The sequence below is a fragment of the Azospirillum brasilense genome (assembly GCF_022023855.1).
GTDB lineage: Bacteria > Pseudomonadota > Alphaproteobacteria > Azospirillales > Azospirillaceae > Azospirillum > Azospirillum brasilense_F.
Genome location: NZ_CP059449.1, coordinates 2,549,132 through 2,567,617, shown reverse-complemented (window position 1 = coordinate 2,567,617; position 18,486 = coordinate 2,549,132). Strand labels below are relative to the sequence as shown.

The following is an 18,486-nucleotide window of genomic DNA, read 5'->3' as shown; positions in this document are numbered from 1 at the left end:
GGGAACGGGAGACATCCATGACCATTCCGACGACACGCCTTCCTTCGGGAACCGCCGTTCCGGTGCTCGGTCAGGGCACTTGGTACATGGGCGAGGACAGCCGCGACCGCGCGCGGGAGGCGGCGGCGCTGCGGCTCGGCCTCGACCTCGGCATGACGCTGATCGACACGGCGGAGATGTACGCCGACGGCGGGGCGGAGGAGGTGGTCGGCGAGGCCATCGCCGGGCGCCGCGACGAGGTATTCCTGGTCAGCAAGGTGCTGCCGATGAACGCCAGCCGCCGCGGCACCATCGCTGCCTGCGAACGCAGCCTGAAGCGTCTGCGCACCGACCGCATCGACCTCTACCTGCTGCACTGGCGTGGCAGCCACGATTTTTCCGAAACCATCGAGGCCTTCGACACGCTGATGCGCGACGGCAAGATCGGCCAATGGGGCGTCAGCAATCTGGATCTCCAGGACATGGAGGAACTGGTCGGCACGCCGGGCGGGGAGGGGGTGCAGACCAACCAGCTTCTCTACAACCTGACGCGCCGCGGCATCGAATACGACCTGCAGCCCTGGTGCCGCGGCCGGGGCATCCCGATCATGGCCTATTCGCCGATCGAGCAGGGGCGGATGCTGCGCCGTCCGGAGCTTCGCCGCGTCGCCGAGCGGCACGGCGCGACCCCGGCCCAGGTCGGGCTGGCCTGGCTGCTGCGCCAGGACGGGGTGATCGCTATCCCCAAGGCGTCGGACCCTGCCCATGTCCGCGACAACCGGGCCGCCGCCGACCTGCGGCTCGACGAGCAGGATCTCGCGGACCTCGACCGGGCCTTCCCGCCGCCGCGCGGGCCGCGCCCGCTGGAGATGCTGTAGCGCGGCGAAGCGCCGCGCTTTGGGTGGCGGACTCGATTTCCCTGGTCAAACGGCCTAGGTATGCTGCATTGCGGAATCAGGCGCGCCTGAGTCCGCGTGCGGCTCATCCGGGAATCGAAGCATGCTCGCCATCGTTCTTCTGTCCATGCTGCTGTCGGGCTTCGCTGTCGTCGTGGCGCGGATTCTGACCGCCGAGGTCGCCACCGCCGGCATGCCGGTCCGCGATCCCTGGTCGCCCCGGCATCTCCGCCGGGTGAAGAAGGTGCGCAAGGCGCAGGAGGAGATCGAGGGCGGCCCGTCCTGGGCGTCCTTCCCGCGCGGGCTCTGACCTTTTCCGCACCGTTTCTTTCCCAAAAGCAGATCGGGCCGGGAAATCTCCCGGCCCGATTGCGTTCGGGTGCTGATGGTGCGTCTGGTGCCTTACTGGGCCGGCTCCGCCGCCAGCTTCGCGGCCGGCAGGCTCTCGGTGATCTGGCGGGCGCGCATCGGCTTCAGGACGAAGATGGCCAGCAGGGCGGCGATGCCGTTGACCGCAGCGGCGAAGAAGAACACTGCCTGCCAGCTGCCGGTCGAGGCGACCGCCACGTTGGCGAAGGGAACGACCAGCGACGCGGTGCCCTTGGCGGTGTACAGCAGGCCGGCGTTGGTGGTGGCGAACTTCGAGCCGAAGGAGTCGCCACACAGAGCCGGGAACAGGCTATAGATCTCACCCCAGGCGAAGAACACCAGACCCGTCAGGATCACGAAGGCGACGGGGTTGTGGCCCCACTGGTTCAGCGCCAGGATGCCGACGCACTCCAGGGCAAAGGCGATGAACATGGTGTTCTCGCGGCCGATGTGGTCGGACACCCAGCCGAAGAATGGGCGGGTGACGCCGTTCAGCACTCGGTCGATCGACAGGGCGAAGGTCAGCGCCGGCAGGGTCAGGCCCATGATGCTGACGGGGACGCCGTCCAAGTGGAAGTCCTTGGCGATCGGACCAAGCTGCGCGGTCGCCATCAGGCCGCCCGCCGCCACCATCACGAACATGGCGTACATAACCCAGAAGACCGGGGTCTTCAGCATCTGGACCGGGGTGTAGCTCTCACGGGTCTGCGACACCGCCGAGCGGGTGACCTCCGGAACCTGCCCCTTCTTCGGCGACGCCAGGAACCACGCCAGCGCGAGGATCACCGCGCCCTGGCCGATGCCGAAGGTCATGAAGGTGGCTTCATAGCCCGAGGAGTGGATCATGTTGGCGATGGGAACGACCGTGAGGGCCGAGCCGGCGCCGAACCCGGCGGCGGTCAGACCGGCGGCGAGACCGCGACGGTCCGGGAACCACTTCAGCGCGTTGCCGACGCAGGTGCCGTAGACGCCGCCGGCACCGATGCCGCCCAGCGCCGCGCCGAGATAGAGCATGGCGAGCGAGTCGGCCACCGAGTTGACCGCCCAGGCCACGGCGCAGAGTACGCCGCCGATCAGGACGACGATGCGCGGGCCGAACTTGTCGACGAACCAGCCTTCGACGGGAACCAGCCAGGTTTCCATGACGACGAAGATGGTGAAGGCCACCTGGATGGCCGCACGGCCCCAGCCATGCTTCTGGTCGATGGGCTCGACGAACAGCGTCCAGCCATACTGCAGGTTCGCGATCATCGACATGCAGATGACGCCGATGACGAGCTGGAACCAGCGGCCACCGAGGGGCCCCTTCGGGGCCTCCGTGAGGGCTTGGTGCATTTCTCTCCTCCTAGAAGCGATCTCTTTGCGAAGCGGTCTTTTGCTTTTTTGAGTCGGGTTGTTTTTGTTTTTTTGACCGGAGGTTTCCCCGTGGTGTGCCGGGTCGTCTCCATCGCCTTGGCCTGACCGTGGAACCGGCCGCTTGGTGTGGGCGGCTTAAGCTCGCGGGGTGAGCGTTTTTGGCATTAGAGATATGGTATGCCAGATACAGTTTCCGGCGCAAGCTGTTTGTCAGCGTAACAAACAGACTCGGCGTGCGAGGGCTGCTCTACCACCTTCGGAAGCGTTGATGGCCCTTGTTCGGATAAGGGGTCTTGCGCTTGGACGGTGGAGGTGCTGACGGTTTGACAGCAAAGCGATTTGGCCCATTCTGGTATCTGGTATACATATAAGACAAGGGCGCGCGTCGACTCGGGATGGCATGCGCTTCCGCACCGTCGTGCGATCGACCAGCCTCAAATCATCGGTACAGGGGAGGAGAAGACTCGATGACCACCGCCATTTTCACCCATCCGGACTTCCTGGCGCACGACACCGGCCCGGGGCACCCGGAGCGTCCCGAGCGAATCGCCGTGGTATGGGAGGTTCTGGACCGCGACGAGTTCCGCGATCTGCCCCGCTTCGAGGCTCCGGAGGCGGAGGTCGAGCAGCTGCGCTGGGTGCATGACCCGGCCTATGTGGACGCCGTGCTGAGCGCGGTTCCCGAAAGCGGCCATGTCCGGTTGGACGCCGACACCGTGCTGTCCCCGACTTCGCGTTCGGCGATCCTGCGGGCCGCCGGAGCGGTCTGCGCGGCGGTGGATGCGGTACTGGATGGGACGGCGAAGAACGCCTTCTGCGCTGTCCGTCCCTGCGGCCACCACGCGGAACCGGCCCGCGCCATGGGATTCTGCGTCTTCAACAATGTGGCGGTCGGTGCCGAGCACGCCCGCAAGCGGCGCGGTCTGACCCGCGTGGCCGTGGTCGATTACGACGTGCACCACGGCAACGGCACCCAGGCGATGTTCTGGGACGATGCCGACCTGTTCTTCGCCTCGACCCACCAGTCGCCGCTCTATCCCGGCACCGGCTCGATGAGCGAAACCGGGGTCGCCGACAACATCGTCAACGCGCCGCTGCCGCCCCATTCCGGGACGGTGGAGTTCCGCCAAGCCATGGAGCGCCGTATCCTCCCCGCGCTGGAGGAGTTCCAGCCGGAGCTGATCCTGATCTCCGCCGGATTCGACGCCCACGCCCGCGACCCCCTGGCGTCGCTGAACTTCACAGGGCCGGATTTCGAATGGGCGACGCGCAAGCTGGTGGAGGCGGCGGACCGGCTGTGCGACGGCCGCGTCGTGACGGTGCTGGAGGGCGGCTACGACATGGTGGGGCTCGCCGAAGGCTGCGCGGCCCATCTCCAGGCCCTGATGCGTGGCTGACCGTGCCGCCATGGCGTGACTCCCTCATCATTTGGGAGGTCTTTTCGAAGGTCTTCGTGCGGGTGCATCATGGGAGCAGTTGCTTCCCGCACGGATTATCTGGTATACCAAATACCAGATGGACGAACAGAGTCCCTCGAACACACAAAAAAACGGGAGTTACGCACGATGGACCAGCGGATCGCCGAACAGAACGCTGCCGACCAACCCACCATCGAGATCACCATTGCAAAGAGTGATGCCGACATCGCCGACAGCTACGCGGTGGTGAAGGAACTGCGCACCCACATGACGGACGCCGACGCCTACGTGGCGCAGATCCACCGTCAGATGGAGGACGGCTACAACATGGCGCTCCTGCGCATCGACGGCGAGGTGGCCGGCTGCGGCGGCTTTCGCGTTCACGAGACCCTATCGCGCGGCCGCTATATGTATGTTGAGGACCTCGTCACCTCGCCGAAGCACCGTTCCTTCGGTCTGGGCGACAAGCTGTTCGATTGGCTGGCTGGTCAGGCCCGCGAAAAGGGCTGCGCCCAGATGGAAATCATCTCCGGCGTCCAGCGCGGCGACGCGCACCGCTTCTATCACCGCAAGCGGATGACGGTTAAGGCATTCCAACTCGTCCTGCCGCTCACCTGATCCAGCACACCGGATGGACCCGCGAACCGGGCGTCCGGACGGGCCGGGCGTCCGGTTTTCCATGCTCGAACTTTCGTTGGAAAACCCAGGATTCTCGCCCGATTCCGGATCATGTCCCTCCCTCGACAGGGTCTATTTTGCCAGTTGACATCTGGTATCTGGTATACCAAACTCTGTATTTGTTTGGTGTGCTGATTGATTGGGGTTACTGCAAAGGCTGCGCGGCGCGTGGCCGATAATTGGGGGAGAGGAAACGGGTTATGAAGATCTGCATCTTTGGGTCCGGGGCCATCGGCGGGTATCTGGGTGTGCGTCTCCACCAGGCCGGCGCGGATGTCAGCCTCGTGGCGCGCGGCGCCCATCTCACGGCCATGCGTGAGAACGGCGTCAAGCTGATCGTCGGAGAGGAAGAAACGGTCGTCCACCCCCGCTGCACCGACAACGCGGCGGAACTCGGCCCGCAGGACTACGTCATCATCGGTCTGAAGGCCCACTCCGTTCCCAGCGTCGTCAACGCCATCCAGCCGCTGCTCGGCAAGGACACCGCCGTGGTCACCGCGGTCAACGGCATCCCCTACTGGTACTTCTACAAGAACGGCGGCGAGTTCGAAGGCCGCGTGCTCGACACCGTCGATCCGGGCGGCATCCAGTGGAACGGTCTGAGCCCGGAGCGCGCCATCGGCTGTGTCGTCTACCCCGCGACCGAAGTCGTCGAACCCGGCGTCATTCAGCATATCTACGGCGACAAGTTCTCGTTGGGCGAGCCGGACGGCAGCCAGTCCGACCGCGTGAAGAAGCTCAGCGCGGCCATGGAGGCCGGTGGCCTGCGCGCCCCGGTGCTCGACCGCATCCGCGACGAGATCTGGCTGAAGCTGTGGGGCAACCTCTGCTTCAACCCGATCAGCGCGCTCACCCACGCCACGCTGGACGTCATCTGCTCCGATCCGGAAACCCGCGCCGTCGCCAAGGCGATGATGCTTGAGGCCAAGGAGATCGGCGACCGTCTGGGCGTGCATTTCCGGGTGGATGTCGAACGCCGCATCAACGGCGCCGGCGCGGTCGGCGCGCACAAGACCTCCATGCTCCAGGATTTGGAGCGCGGCCGTCCGATGGAGATCGATGCCCTGCTGTCGGTGGTCCAGGAGATGGGCCGCATGGTCGGCGTGGCGACCCCGACCATCGACGTGGTCCTGGCCCTCGTCCGCCAGCGCGGCGAGATCGCCGACTGCTACACCCGCCCGCAGCGGGCGTCGTCCGAGGCCGCACCCGCGGTCGCCGCCCAGTAGGGCGGACACCGTCCGGCCCCGCACACAGAAACCAACGCCCCCAACGACGAAGCGAAGCAACGCCGAGGGGCCGGACAATCGCTTCACAGGAGGAGCGTCATGAGGGTTGAAGACATTCTCCGCCGGAAGGGGACGCGCATCGGCACGGTGCGCATCAACGAAACCGTGGAAACGGCGTTGCGTCTTCTGAAGGCCGAAAACACCGGCGCGCTGGTGGTCAAGGACGTCTGCCGGACCGAGGGCAACACGGTCGTCGGGGTGATTTCCGAACGCGACATCGTGCGCAGCCTGACCGACCGCGGGCCGGGCATCCTGTCCCTGCCGGTCACGGCGGTGATGAGCCATCATCCCGTCTGCTGCGCGCCGGGCGATTCCGTCCGTCATGTGCTCCAGTTGATGGACGATCACACCATTCGCCACATCCCCGTTCTGGACGGCGCCTCGCTGGTCGGCGTGGTCAGCGTGCGCGATCTCATCAAGGCGCAGCTCGACGCCGCCCCGCCGGACGCCGAGACGGCCGAGGTCGTCAGCTATCCCGTCGCCGCGGCCCAGTGACAGACGACGGCGCCTTGGACAGCGTTCAAGGTTAGCCTTCCCATGACGGCGGCGGTGGTCCGGAGGCGGTCACCCGCATCCATCCCGGGTGACCGCTCCGCCGCCCTGCAGGCCTGACGCCGGACCACGCCTCGTCGCTGACCGGCACCGACATCATTCGAGAATTTGACCGGCGGGCCGCCCGCCGAGGCCGCCCGCCGTCGAGGCCGGAGCGCTGACGCCTCGTCCTGCCGATTGCTTTGGGAGGCAATCAACAACCATGAGAATCGCCATACCCAGGGAGCGGCGCGCGGGCGAGAATCGCGTCGCGGCGTCTCCGGAGACCGTCAAGAAGATCAAGGGTCTCGGTCTCGACGTCGTGGTCGAGACCGGGGCCGGTCTGGGCTCGAACCTGCCGGACCGGGTCTATCAGGACGCCGGCGCGGAGATCGCGCCGGACGCCGCCTCGGCGCTGGCCGACGCCGACATCGTGCTGAAGGTGCAGCGCCCGCTGCTGGCCGGGGAGGGGGACCTCGACGAGCTGGCGCTGATCAAGCGCGGCGCGCTGCTGTTTGCCATCCTCAACCCCTACAACAGCCGCGACCACGTGGCGGCCTACGCGGCGGCCGGGGTGAACGCCTTCGCCATGGAGTTCATGCCGCGCATCACCCGCGCCCAGGTTATGGATGTCCTGTCCTCGCAGGCCAACCTCGCCGGCTACAAGGCGGTGGTGGATGCGGCCAGCGAGTACGGCCGGGCCTACCCGATGATGATGACCGCGGCGGGCACGGTGCCGCCGGCGCGCGCCTTCATCATGGGCGTCGGCGTGGCCGGTCTGCAGGCCATCGCCACGGCCAAGCGGCTGGGCGCCATCGTCTCGGCGACCGACGTGCGCCCGGCGGTCAAGGAGCAGGTGCAGTCGCTGGGCGGCAGCTTCGTCGCGGTGGAGAACGACGAGTTCAAGCAGGCCGAGACCGCGGGCGGCTACGCCAAGGAGATGTCCGACGACTACAAGCGCCAGCAGGCGGCGCTGGTGGCCGAGCACATCAAGAAGCAGGACATCGTCATCACCACGGCGCTGATCCCCGGGCGCAAGGCGCCGATCCTGGTGACGCGCGAGCATGTGGCGTCGATGAAGCCGGGCTCGGTGCTGATCGATCTGGCGGTGGAGCAGGGCGGCAACGTCGAGGGCTCGGAGCTGGGCAAGGTCGTCACCACGGAGAACGGGGTGAAGATCGTTGGCCATGCCAACTACCCCAGCCGCATCGCCGAGAGCGCCTCGCTCCTCTACGCCAAGAACCTGCTCGCGCTGCTGCAGTCGCTGCACGACAAGGAGAAGGGCGTCACGCTCAACTGGGACGACGAGATCGTGAAGGCCATCGCGCTCACCCGCGATGGGCAGGTCGTCCATCCCGCCTTCGCGGACACGGTCCGCGAAGTCCAGACCGTCTGAGGAGGCGGCTTCCATGGAACATCCCGATCCCGCGAGCCAGATTGAGGCCTTCCGCCACTCGCTCCTCACCCTGACCAACCAGACGGCGGAGCTTCAGGTCCAGGTTGCCCAGATGACCCACGCGATGCCGATCCCGGCGCCCGTCCTGGACGCGGCGAGCCACGGCAACTTCTTCATCACCGGCCTGACGGTGTTCGTGCTGGCCTGCTTCGTCGGCTACTACGTGGTGTGGCGGGTGACGCCGGCGCTGCACTCGCCGCTGATGGCGGTGACCAACGCGGTGTCCTCGGTGATCATCGTCGGCGCCCTGATCGCCGCCGGCCCGGCCGGTTTCGGCTTCTCCAAGATCATGGGTTTCCTCGCGGTCATCCTGGCCAGCGTCAACATCTTCGGCGGCTTCCTGGTCACCCAGCGCATGCTGTCGATGTTCAAGAAGAAGGGCAAGTAACCATGGAAACCCTGTCCGCCCTTCTCTACCTGGTCGCCTCGGTCTGCTTCATCATGGCGCTGCGCGGCCTGTCCAGCCCGGAGACCTCCCGCCAGGGCAACTTCTTCGGCATGGCCGGCATGACCATCGCCGTGCTGACCACGCTGGCCCTGCCCATTGTCCAGTCCTACTGGATGATCGTGCTCGGCATCGCGATCGGCGGCGGCATCGGCTACGTCATCGCCAAGAAGATCGAGATGACCGCCCTGCCGCAGCTCGTCGCCGCCTTCCACTCGCTGGTCGGTCTGGCCGCGGTGTTCGTGGCGCTGTCGGCCTTCTACTCGCCCGAGGCCTACGGTATCGGCGTCCCCGGCGCCATCGCCAAGGGCTCGCTGGTCGAGATGGCGCTGGGCACCGCCATCGGCGCCATCACCTTCACCGGCTCGATCGTCGCGTTTGCCAAGCTGCAGGGGCTGGTCACCGGCAAGCCGCTGGTCTTCCCCTTCCAGCACCACCTCAACGCCGGCCTCGGCATCCTCACCATCCTCCTCATTGTCTGGCTGGTGCAGAGCAACGCCGATGCCCCGATGTGGCTGATCGTCGCCGTGTCGCTGGCGCTCGGCCTGCTTTTGATCCTGCCGATCGGCGGCGCCGACATGCCGGTGGTGATCTCGATGCTGAACAGCTACTCGGGCTGGGCGGCGGCGGGCATCGGCTTCACGCTGCAGAACAACCTGCTGATCGTCACGGGCGCGCTGGTCGGCTCGTCGGGCGCCATCCTGTCCTACATCATGTGCAAGGGCATGAACCGCTCGATCTTCAACGTCATCCTGGGCGGCTTCGGCGGCGACAGCGGGGCGGCTTCGGCGGCGGCCGGCGGCGGCGAGCGCGGCACGGTCAAGGCCGGCTCGCCGGAGGACGCGGCCTACATCATGAAGAACGCCCAGTCGGTGATCATCGTCCCCGGCTACGGCATGGCGGTGGCCCAGGCGCAGCACGCGCTGCGCGAGATGGCCGACCTGCTGAAGAAGGAGGGCGTCGAGGTCAAGTACGCCATCCATCCGGTGGCGGGGCGCATGCCCGGGCACATGAACGTGCTGCTGGCCGAGGCCAACGTGCCCTACGACGAGGTGTTCGAGCTGGAGGACATCAACCGCGACTTCGGCACGGCGGACGTGGCCTTCGTGATCGGCGCCAACGACGTGACCAACCCGGCGGCCAAGACCGATCCGCAATCGCCGATCTACGGCATGCCGATCCTCGACGTCGAGAAGGCCAAGACGGTGTTCTTCATCAAGCGCGGCATGGCCGCCGGCTACGCCGGCGTCGAGAACGAGCTGTTCTTCCGCCCCAACACCATGATGCTGTTCGGCGACGCCAAGAAGGTCACCGAAGAGGTCGTGAAGGCCACCGAGTAAAGGTCTGCTGAAAAAGGAAAAGCCCCTTCCCGGACGAACCGGGAAGGGGCTTTTTTGTTGCCGCATCGGCGATTGGCTCAGAAGCCGACGGCGCCCTCGGCGACATGATCCACGATGATCAGGTGATTTTCCACGCGGGTGACGCCGGGGGTGTTCTCGGCGGCGACGCGAATCGCGTCACGCTGCGCCTCGGTGCGGACGCTGCCCCAGAGATGCACGACGCCGTTGCGCACCACGATGTTTTCGCTGATCTCCGGCGCCCAGGGCTGCGCCCGCAGGGTTTCCAGAAGCCGGTCGCGCACGACGCGGTCGTCCGCGGCGGCCGGGGAGACGTCCGGCGCGATGCTGGCGAGTACATGCAGCAGGTTGGCGCGGCTGACGATCCCGACCAGCTTGCCGTTGCTCAGCACCGGAACGCGCTTGATGCGGTTGCCTTCCATCAGGCGGACCACCTCGTCGAGCGGGGTTTCCTCCGTGACGGAGATCAGCGATTCCGTCATCGCGTCGCGCACATGGCGACCGTGGGACTTGGTGTAGTCGGCGGCTTGGTTCGGCGCGCCCGCAAACATGGCGAGCCACCAGGAGGCCCGGCGCACGGTGCCGGTCTCCGTCCGGCGCAGCAGGTCGCCTTCGCTGATGACGCCGAGCAGGCGCCCGTTCGAATCGCAGACGGGCAGGCCGCTGATCCGGTTCTCCAGCATGCGCTTCGCGGCTTCGGTCACCGTGGCGTCGGGACCGATGGTGATGACCTGACGGGTCATGATGTCCGCTGCTTTCATGGCTTTCCTCCGTTCACCTGATTCGTTGACCCAGCCAACATACACACACAGGAAGTGCGGTGAAACTGTCTGGTGTACGGTATACCAATTTGCCGCAGGCCGATTTGGCCGGCGGAAAAAAGAAGGCTCCGCTGGCAGGAAGCCGCGGAGCCGTCAGGTGGGGGAATCTACAGGGAGGAATGCGTGTAGTTCCAAGGACGTTTGTACCCCCAGCGGTCCGTTCGGGCTATAATGGATTCGGTATACCAGTTATGCAGAGTTTGGATACCGTATACGATATGCCAGTTAATGACAAAGGGTGCAGAATTGCCCCGCCGCCGCAGACAAAGTGCCGTGGCGTCGTTCATCGAAGAAACAGTCCGCGATCCGAACATATCCGCTTGTCATGAGCTGGCATCTGGTATACCGTATCACCAATCCAAGCCGCTTCCCTCTCCGGGGCAATGAAAGCGCGGCCCAAACCCCGTCAACCGGGGGGACTCCGGGGCAACCGGGGGCGGAGAGAGAGGGACGGGAACAGCCATGCAGACGATGAGTTTCTCGGTCGCACCCCTGGATCAGGGGATGAGCTTCAAGGCCAAGGCCTACCAAGCGCTGCGCCAAGCCATCACCCAGATGGACATCTACGGCGGGCCGAGCGAGATCCGCCTCGACGAGCGCCAGCTCTGCGAGGCGCTGGGCGTCAGCCGCACCCCGGTGCGCGAGGCCATGGCGCTGCTGGAGCAGGAGGGCTTCATCCGCTCCATGCCCCGGCGCGGCATCTTCGTGGTGCGCAAGACCAAGGCGGAGATCATCGAGATGATCACCGTCTGCGCGGCGCTGGAGGGCATGGCCGCCCGGCTCTTCGTCGAGCGCGCCGACGAGCGCGGCATGGCCGACCTGCACGAGACCTTCGACCGCTTCGCCGAAGGCGAGCTGGCCGACCACGTGCTGGAGTATTCCGACGCCAACGTCGCCTTCCACCAGTCGATCATCCAGGCCTCGGGCTGCACGCTCATCGCCGACCTGACCGACCGCTTCTTCATCCACATGCGGGCCATCCGCCGCGTCACCATGCGCCGCGGCGGCCGGGCCGAGACGTCCATCGTCGAGCACCGCGACATCATCGACGCCCTGACCCGGCGCGACGCCGACCTGGCCGAGCGGCGGGTGCGCGAGCACACGCTGGGGCTGGCCCGCCATGTCGAACAGCACTGCGATTTTCTCGATTGACCGATCGTGAACCGAATAAGAGTCGGGGAGGAGTAACCCTTATGTCAGCCGTCACAGTCCTCAACAACCAAGCCACGGCCGCCACCGATGCGGAACCGGCGCTGACGGATGGTTTCCAGCTCGTCATCGATGCCCTCAAGCTCAACGGCATCGAGAACCTCTACGTCGTGCCGGGCATCCCGATTTCCGACCTGCTGCGCATGGCCCAGGGCGAGGGGCTGCGGGTCATCTCCTTCCGCCACGAGCAGAACGCCGGCAACGCCGCCGCCATCGCCGGCTTCCTGACCAAGAAGCCGGGCGTGTGCATGACCGTCTCGGCGCCGGGCTTCCTCAACGGCCTGACCGCTCTGGCCAACGCCACCACCAACTGCTTCCCGATGATCCTGATCTCCGGCTCGTCGGAGCGCGAGATCGTCGACCTCCAGCAGGGCGACTACGAGGAGATGGACCAGCTGGCCATCGCCAAGCCTTTGTGCAAGGCGGCCTTCCGCGTGCTGCACGCCCAGGACATCGGCATCGCGGTGGCCCGCGCGATCCGCGCCGCGGTGTCGGGCCGTCCGGGCGGCGTCTACCTCGACCTGCCGGCCAAGCTGTTCTCGCAGGTGATGGACGCCGCCGAGGGCGCGCGCTCGCTGGTCAAGGTGGTCGACGCCGCCCCGGCGCAGCTGCCCTCGCCGGACTCGGTGGCGCGCGCCCTGGAGGTGCTGAAGGGCGCCAAGCGGCCGTTGATCATCCTCGGCAAGGGCGCCGCCTACGCGCAGGCCGACGAGGCGGTGCGCGAGCTGGTCGAGAAGAGCGGCATCCCGTTCCTGCCGATGAGCATGGCCAAGGGCCTGCTGCCGGACACCCACCCGCAGTCGGCGGGCGCGGCGCGCTCGATGGTGCTGAAGGACGCCGACGTGGTGGTGCTGGTCGGCGCCCGTCTGAACTGGCTGCTGTCGCACGGCAAGGGCAAGACCTGGGGCGAGCCGGGGTCGAAGACCTTCATCCAGATCGACATCGAGCCGCGCGAGATGGACAGCAACGTGGCGATCGTGGCGCCGCTGGTCGGCGACATCGGGTCGTGCGTGTCGGCGCTGACGGCGGGCATGGCCAAGGGCTGGACGCCGCCGCCGGCGGAGTGGACGGGGGCGGTGTCGGCGCGCAAGGAGGCGAACATCGCCAAGATGGCGCCCAAGCTGATGAGCAACGCCTCGCCGATGAACTTCCACGGCGCGCTCGGCGCGCTGCGCCGGGTGGTGCAGGAGCGGCCGGACGCGCTGCTGGTGAACGAGGGGGCGAACACGCTGGACCTGGCGCGCGGGATCATCGACATGCACCAGCCGCGCAAGCGCCTGGACGTCGGGACCTGGGGCGTGATGGGCATCGGGATGGGCTTCGCGGTGGCGGCTGCGGTGGAGTCGGGCAAGCCGGTGCTGGCGGTGGAAGGCGACAGCGCCTTCGGCTTCTCGGGCATGGAGGTGGAGACGATCTGCCGGTACAACCTGCCGGTGTGCATCGTGGTGTTCAACAACAACGGCATCTACAAGGGGACGGACGTGAACCCGACGGGCGGGTCGGACCCGTCTCCGATGGTCTTCGTTCCGGACTCCCGTTACGACAAGATGATGGAGGCCTTCGGCGGCGAGGGCGTCAACGTGACGACGCCGGACGAGCTGTACCGGGCGGTCAGCGCGGCCATGGACAGCGGTCGGCCGACGCTGATCAACGCGGTGATCGACCCCAACGCCGGGTCGGAGAGCGGCAACATCGGCAGCCTCAACCCCACCAGCGCCGTCCGCAAGGGTCCAAAGACCTGACGATCGAGCGGTAGCCAAGGACGCCGGTTCTCCGGTTCCAGGCCGGGCGGCCCTGCCAGCGAGGGGTGGCGCCGCCCTTTTCAGACACAGAGCACCACCGGGAGGAACGACGATGGGAAAAGCTCTTGAAGGCGTGCGGGTTCTGGACTTTACCCACGTTCAGTCGGGTCCGACCTGCACGCAGCTTCTGGCGTGGTTCGGCGCCGACGTCATCAAGGTCGAGCGTCCGGGCGAGGGCGACATCACGCGCGGCCAGCTGCGCGACGTGCCCGAGGCCGACAGCCTCTACTTCACCATGCTGAACCACAACAAGCGGTCCATCACGCTGGACACCAAGAACCCGGACGGCAAGCGCGTCCTGGAGGATCTGGTGCGCATCTGCGACGTGATGGTCGAGAATTTCGCCCCCGGCGTGCTCGACCGCATGGGCCTGACCTGGGAGCGCATCCAGGAGCTGAACCCCCGCATCATCGTCGCCTCGGTCAAGGGCTTCGGCCCCGGTCCCTACGAGGACTGCAAGGTCTACGAGAACGTCGCGCAGTGCGCCGGCGGCTCGGCCTCGACGACCGGCTTCGACGACGGCCCGCCGATGGTCACCGGCGCCCAGATCGGCGACAGCGGCACCGGCCTGCATCTGGCGCTGGGCATCGTGACGGCGCTCTACCAGCGCACCCAGACCGGGCGCGGCCAGAAGGTGCTGGCGGCCATGCAGGACGCCGTGCTGAACCTCTGCCGCGTCAAGCTGCGCGACCAGCAGCGGCTGGAGCGTGGCCCGCTGAAAGAGTACCCGCAGTACCCCAACGGCGCGTTCGGCGACACCGTGCCGCGCGCCGGCAACGCCTCGGGCGGTGGCCAGCCGGGCTGGATCCTGAAGTGCAAGGGCTGGGAGACCGACCCCAACGCCTACATCTACTTCATCACCCAGGCGCCGGTCTGGGCGAAGATCTGCGACGTCATCGGCAAGCCGGAGTGGGTCACCGATCCGGACTACGCGACGCCCGCCGCGCGCCTGCCGCGCCTGAAGGACATCTTCGCGACCGTCGAAGAGTGGACCATGACCAAGACGAAGTTCGAGGTCATGGAGATCCTGAACAAGTACGACATCCCCTGCGGCCCCATCCTGTCGATGAAGGAGCTGGCGGAGGATCAGTCGCTGCGCGAGACCGGCACCATCGTCGAGGTGGACCACCCGACGCGCGGCAAGTACCTGACGGTCGGCAACCCGATCAAGCTGTCGGACAGCCCGACCGAGGTCACGCGGTCGCCGCTGCTAGGCGAACACACCGACGAGATCCTGCGCGAGGTGCTCGGCTTCGACGAACGCCGCATCGGCGAGGTCCGCGACAGCGGCGCTCTGGGGCTGGTCGTTCCCCGCATGGCCGCCGAGTAAAGACAGCCGTGGCGAGGGCGTTCCGTCAGGGCGCCCGCTCCATGCAGCACGGATAACAGGCGCACGCAGTCCCGAAGAGCGGGGGCGTTGACGCACACATCCGGTGAGCCGCGGGCTCACACCGTTATTCTTCCACGGATTCAGCACAGGACGCAGGGTGCCGGCGCGGGACGCGTCAGCGCCGATGCCGGCCTGCGCCCCGCACCCTTCCATTTTAAACACCCGAAGACAGCCATGAACATCCATGAGTATCAGGCCAAGGGCCTGCTGAAGACGTACGGCGTCGCGGTGCCCCGCGGCGGCGTCGCCTACACCCCGCAGGAAGCCGAGACCGTCGCCCGCGAGCTGGGCGGCCCGGTGTGGGTCGTGAAGTCGCAGATCCATGCGGGCGGCCGCGGCGCCGGCCGCTTCAAGGACAACCCCGAGGGCAAGGGCGGCGTCCGCGTCGTCAAATCCATCGAGGAGGTCGGCAAGAACGCCGCCGAGATGCTGAACCACGTGCTGGTCACCAAGCAGACCGGTCCGGACGGCCGCGAGGTCAAGCGCCTCTACGTCGAGGAAGGCGCCGACATCAAGCGCGAGCTGTATCTCGGCATGCTCGTCGACCGCGCCACCGGCCGCGTCACCATCATGGCGTCCACCGAAGGCGGCATGGAGATCGAGGAGGTCGCCCACAACACGCCGGAGAAGATCGTCAAGGTCGCCATCGACCCGGCCACCGGCATCCAGGGCTACCACACCCGCAAGGTCGCCTTCGCGCTCGGCCTCGAAGGCAAGCAGGTCGGGGCGGCGGCGAAGTTCCTGACCGCCATGTACCGCGCCTTCACCGAGCTGGACTGCGCGATCGTCGAGATCAACCCGCTGATCGTCACCGGCTCGGGCGAGATCCTGGCGCTCGACGCCAAGATGGCCTTCGACGACAACGCCCTGTTCCGCCACAAGAACGTGGCCGAGCTGCGCGACGTCGCCGAGGAGGACCCGGCCGAGGTCGAGGCCGCCAAGCACGACCTGAACTACGTCAAGCTCGACGGCAACATCGGCTGCATGGTCAACGGCGCCGGTCTGGCGATGGGCACCATGGACATCATCAAGCTGTACGGCGGCGAGCCGGCCAACTTCCTCGATGTCGGCGGCGGCGCCACCAAGGAGCGCGTCACCGCGGCCTTCAAGCTGATCCTTTCCGATCCCAATGTGAGCGGAATCCTGGTCAACATCTTCGGCGGCATCATGCGCTGCGACGTCATCGCCGAAGGCGTCGTCACGGCGGCCCGCGACGTGAAGCTGCATGTGCCTCTGGTCGTCCGTCTGGAAGGCACGAACGTCGAGCTGGGCAAGAAGATCCTTGCTGAGTCCGGTCTGCCGATCCTGTCGGCCGACAACCTCGCCGACGCCGCCGAGAAGGTGGTCAAGGCCGTGAAGGAGGCCGCGTAAGATGGCTGTTCTCGTCGATAAGAACACGAAGGTGATCTGCCAGGGCTTCACCGGAGCCCAGGGCACCTTCCATTCCGAGCAGGCGATCGCCTACGGCACCAAGATGGTCGGCGGCGTCACGCCGGGCAAGGGCGGCACCAAGCACCTCGACCTGCCGGTCTTCGACACGGTGGCCGACGCGGTCGAGAAGACCGGCGCCAACGCCAGCGTCATCTACGTGCCGCCGCCGTTCGCCGCCGATGCCATCCTGGAGGCGATCGACGCCGAGATCCCGCTGGTGGTGTGCATCACCGAGGGCATCCCGGTGCTCGACATGGTGCGCGTCAAGCGGGCGCTGGGCAACTCCAAGACCCGTCTGATCGGGCCGAACTGCCCGGGCATCATCACGCCCGACGAGTGCAAGATCGGCATCATGCCGGGCCACATCCACAAGCGCGGCAAGATCGGCATCGTCTCGCGCTCGGGCACGCTGACCTACGAGGCGGTGGCGCAGACCACCGCGGCGGGGCTGGGCCAGACGACCTGCATCGGCATCGGTGGCGATCCGGTCAACGGGACGAACTTCGTGGACAGCCTGGAGCTGTTCCTGAAGGACCCGGAGACCGAGGGCATCATCATGATCGGCGAGATCGGCGGCGACGCCGAAGTCAAGGGCGCGGAGTTCATCCGCGACTCCGGGACCAAGAAGCCGGTCGTCGGCTTCATCGCCGGGCGCACCGCGCCTCCGGGCCGCCGCATGGGCCATGCCGGCGCGGTGATCTCCGGCGGCAACGACACCGCCGACTTCAAGATCGACTTCATGAAGTCCGTCGGCATCGCCGTCGCCGACAGCCCCGCCAGCCTGGGTTCCACCATGCTGAAGGTCTTCAAGGGCTGATCCGTTTTCGTCGCTGTGGTGTTTTCCCCGAAGTGACTGGCCGCGCCGGCAACGGCGCGGTCTTCTTGTTTGTGTATTCGGCAGGGAAGGGGACTGTTTTCGCGATGTGGAAAGCCATCAGAGAAGCGTTGCGGCGAGTAGTCCGACCAGTCATCTTGGTCTTGCACAGGGTGCTTCACCCTTTGTATCGGGCGGGTTGTTGCTCTGCATTTATGCGAGCCTCTCGAAATCACTGGCCGTGCTGGCAACAGCACGGCCATTTTTTTTGCTCACTTGCTTATTGATCCGCTGACAGCGCGAGCGCCAAGAAGCCGGCGATGTAATCCACGCCCTCCTCGCCGCGGCGAACGCCGAGATGAATGCTCTTGCCGATCCCCTCGCTTCCCAACCGTACGCTGCGGATGGGAAGTCCGGCACCGTCCTCCCGCACCAGCCAGTCCGGCAGGACGGTGACCCCACGCCGGGCGGCAACGAGCTGGAGCATCAGGTCGGTCGACTCCACGGTCTTGTGGCGACGCGGACGGCAATGGGCGGGGACGAGAAAGCGGGTGTAGACGTCCAACCGTTCCAGGCTGACCGGGACCGTGATCAATTCCTCCGCACAAAGGTCTTCCGGCTGCGCCCCATCCCGCGCGGCGAGAGGGTGCGCGTCATGCACCACGAGGACGAGTTCGTAATCGAAGACCGGTGTGAACAGGACGTCGGCGGTCTCGATGGGGTCGGGCGTGATCAACAAATCGATCTCATTGTCGAGCAGCGCAGCCAAGCCGTCGAAGCGGAAGGCGGTGCGGACCTCGAAATCCACGTCCTGCCATTGGGTGAGATAGCGGGCGGTCATCCGCATCAGCCAAGCTTGGCAGGGATGGCATTCCATGCCCACTCGGAACGCCCCGCGGCGGCCCGACGCGAAATCGGCGAGAACCCGTTCGGCGTGCTCGAACTGCGGCAGCAGGCGCTGCGCCAGCGCCAAAAGATGCCGGCCAGCCTGGGTGAAGCGGAGGCTCCGCCCCTTCTTCATCCAGATTTCTACGCCGCAGCGTTCCTCGAATTTGCGCATCGTGTGGCTCAGCGCCGACTGGCTGAGATTCAGGCGTTCGGCGGCGGCGGTGACGCTGCCCGCCCGATCCACCTCCCGCAGAATCGCGAGGATCTGGCGGTCAATCATTCATGACTCCGGCTCATCCACTCATGAGAACATACCACTTCTATTCATGATGGCGGGTCGGTAAGCCTAGGGCAACCGC

17 protein-coding genes are annotated in these 18,486 nt (G+C 66.5%); 14 read left to right on the top strand and 3 right to left on the bottom strand.

Annotation, left to right across the window (positions count from 1 at the left end):
- Window positions 1–17 precede the first annotated feature (17 nt).
- Together H1Q64_RS12225 and H1Q64_RS12220 are read left to right on the top strand one after the other, a co-directional pair.
- Window positions 18–857: an aldo/keto reductase gene (locus tag H1Q64_RS12225; protein ID WP_237903706.1), complete on the top strand. Its 840-nt coding sequence runs from the start codon at window positions 18–20 to the stop codon at window positions 855–857.
- A gap of 121 nt (window positions 858–978) precedes the next feature.
- Window positions 979–1,185, top strand: a complete 207-nt coding sequence (locus tag H1Q64_RS12220) for a hypothetical protein (RefSeq protein ID WP_237903705.1) — start codon at window positions 979–981, stop codon at window positions 1,183–1,185.
- A gap of 92 nt (window positions 1,186–1,277) precedes the next feature.
- On the opposite strand, the gene oxlT is transcribed toward H1Q64_RS12220, so the two are convergent.
- Window positions 1,278–2,579 carry an oxalate/formate MFS antiporter gene (oxlT, locus tag H1Q64_RS12215; RefSeq protein ID WP_237903704.1) on the bottom strand — a complete coding sequence of 434 codons (1,302 nt, stop codon included), beginning with the start codon at window positions 2,577–2,579 and terminating at the stop codon, window positions 1,278–1,280.
- Window positions 2,580–3,067: 488 nt separating this feature from the next.
- On the opposite strand from oxlT, the gene H1Q64_RS12210 reads away from it, so the two are divergent.
- The 7 genes from H1Q64_RS12210 (at window position 3,068) to H1Q64_RS12180 (ending at window position 9,754) form a co-directional block, all read left to right on the top strand.
- Window positions 3,068–3,997: a histone deacetylase family protein gene (locus H1Q64_RS12210; RefSeq protein WP_237903703.1), complete on the top strand. Its 930-nt coding sequence runs from the start codon at window positions 3,068–3,070 to the stop codon at window positions 3,995–3,997.
- A gap of 168 nt (window positions 3,998–4,165) precedes the next feature.
- A complete protein-coding gene (locus H1Q64_RS12205; protein WP_237903702.1) occupies window positions 4,166–4,636 on the top strand; it encodes a GNAT family N-acetyltransferase in 471 nt (156 codons plus the stop codon).
- Between the two features lie 260 nt (window positions 4,637–4,896).
- Entirely contained in the window at window positions 4,897–5,922 is a 1,026-nt protein-coding gene (locus H1Q64_RS12200) for a 2-dehydropantoate 2-reductase (protein ID WP_137114415.1), read from the top strand.
- A 99-nt stretch (window positions 5,923–6,021) separates the two neighbouring features.
- Window positions 6,022–6,477, top strand: a complete 456-nt coding sequence (locus H1Q64_RS12195) for a CBS domain-containing protein (protein WP_237903701.1) — start codon at window positions 6,022–6,024, stop codon at window positions 6,475–6,477.
- 259 nt (window positions 6,478–6,736) lie between these two features.
- Window positions 6,737–7,909: a Re/Si-specific NAD(P)(+) transhydrogenase subunit alpha gene (locus H1Q64_RS12190; RefSeq protein WP_237903700.1), complete on the top strand. Its 1,173-nt coding sequence runs from the start codon at window positions 6,737–6,739 to the stop codon at window positions 7,907–7,909.
- 13 nt (window positions 7,910–7,922) lie between these two features.
- The gene (locus H1Q64_RS12185; protein WP_014240278.1) at window positions 7,923–8,357 is read left to right on the top strand and encodes an NAD(P) transhydrogenase subunit alpha; all 435 of its coding nucleotides are present in this window, start codon (window positions 7,923–7,925) and stop codon (window positions 8,355–8,357) included.
- A 2-nt stretch (window positions 8,358–8,359) separates the two neighbouring features.
- Window positions 8,360–9,754: an NAD(P)(+) transhydrogenase (Re/Si-specific) subunit beta gene (locus H1Q64_RS12180; RefSeq protein WP_237903699.1), complete on the top strand. Its 1,395-nt coding sequence runs from the start codon at window positions 8,360–8,362 to the stop codon at window positions 9,752–9,754.
- A gap of 77 nt (window positions 9,755–9,831) precedes the next feature.
- Here the strand turns inward: H1Q64_RS12180 and H1Q64_RS12175 are convergent, their stop codons facing one another.
- The gene (locus H1Q64_RS12175) at window positions 9,832–10,533 is read right to left on the bottom strand and encodes a CBS domain-containing protein (RefSeq protein WP_237903698.1); all 702 of its coding nucleotides are present in this window, start codon (window positions 10,531–10,533) and stop codon (window positions 9,832–9,834) included.
- A 522-nt stretch (window positions 10,534–11,055) separates the two neighbouring features.
- Between H1Q64_RS12175 and H1Q64_RS12170 the strand changes: the two genes are divergently transcribed.
- The 5 genes from H1Q64_RS12170 (at window position 11,056) to sucD (ending at window position 17,242) form a co-directional block, all read left to right on the top strand.
- Window positions 11,056–11,745 carry a GntR family transcriptional regulator gene (locus H1Q64_RS12170; RefSeq protein ID WP_014200112.1) on the top strand — a complete coding sequence of 230 codons (690 nt, stop codon included), beginning with the start codon at window positions 11,056–11,058 and terminating at the stop codon, window positions 11,743–11,745.
- A 41-nt stretch (window positions 11,746–11,786) separates the two neighbouring features.
- A complete protein-coding gene (oxc, locus tag H1Q64_RS12165) occupies window positions 11,787–13,544 on the top strand; it encodes an oxalyl-CoA decarboxylase (protein WP_237903697.1) in 1,758 nt (585 codons plus the stop codon).
- A gap of 112 nt (window positions 13,545–13,656) precedes the next feature.
- The gene (frc, locus tag H1Q64_RS12160) at window positions 13,657–14,934 is read left to right on the top strand and encodes a formyl-CoA transferase (protein ID WP_237903696.1); all 1,278 of its coding nucleotides are present in this window, start codon (window positions 13,657–13,659) and stop codon (window positions 14,932–14,934) included.
- A gap of 234 nt (window positions 14,935–15,168) precedes the next feature.
- Window positions 15,169–16,365 (top strand): ADP-forming succinate--CoA ligase subunit beta, encoded by a 1,197-nt coding sequence (sucC, locus tag H1Q64_RS12155; RefSeq protein ID WP_237903695.1) that lies wholly within the window; start codon window positions 15,169–15,171, stop codon window positions 16,363–16,365.
- A gap of 1 nt (window position 16,366) precedes the next feature.
- Entirely contained in the window at window positions 16,367–17,242 is an 876-nt protein-coding gene (gene sucD / locus H1Q64_RS12150; protein ID WP_109469207.1) for a succinate--CoA ligase subunit alpha, read from the top strand.
- A gap of 277 nt (window positions 17,243–17,519) precedes the next feature.
- Here sucD and H1Q64_RS12145 read toward each other — a convergent pair whose 3' ends face one another.
- The gene (locus tag H1Q64_RS12145) at window positions 17,520–18,407 is read right to left on the bottom strand and encodes a LysR family transcriptional regulator (protein WP_237903694.1); all 888 of its coding nucleotides are present in this window, start codon (window positions 18,405–18,407) and stop codon (window positions 17,520–17,522) included.
- Between the last annotated feature and the right edge of the window lie 79 nt (window positions 18,408–18,486).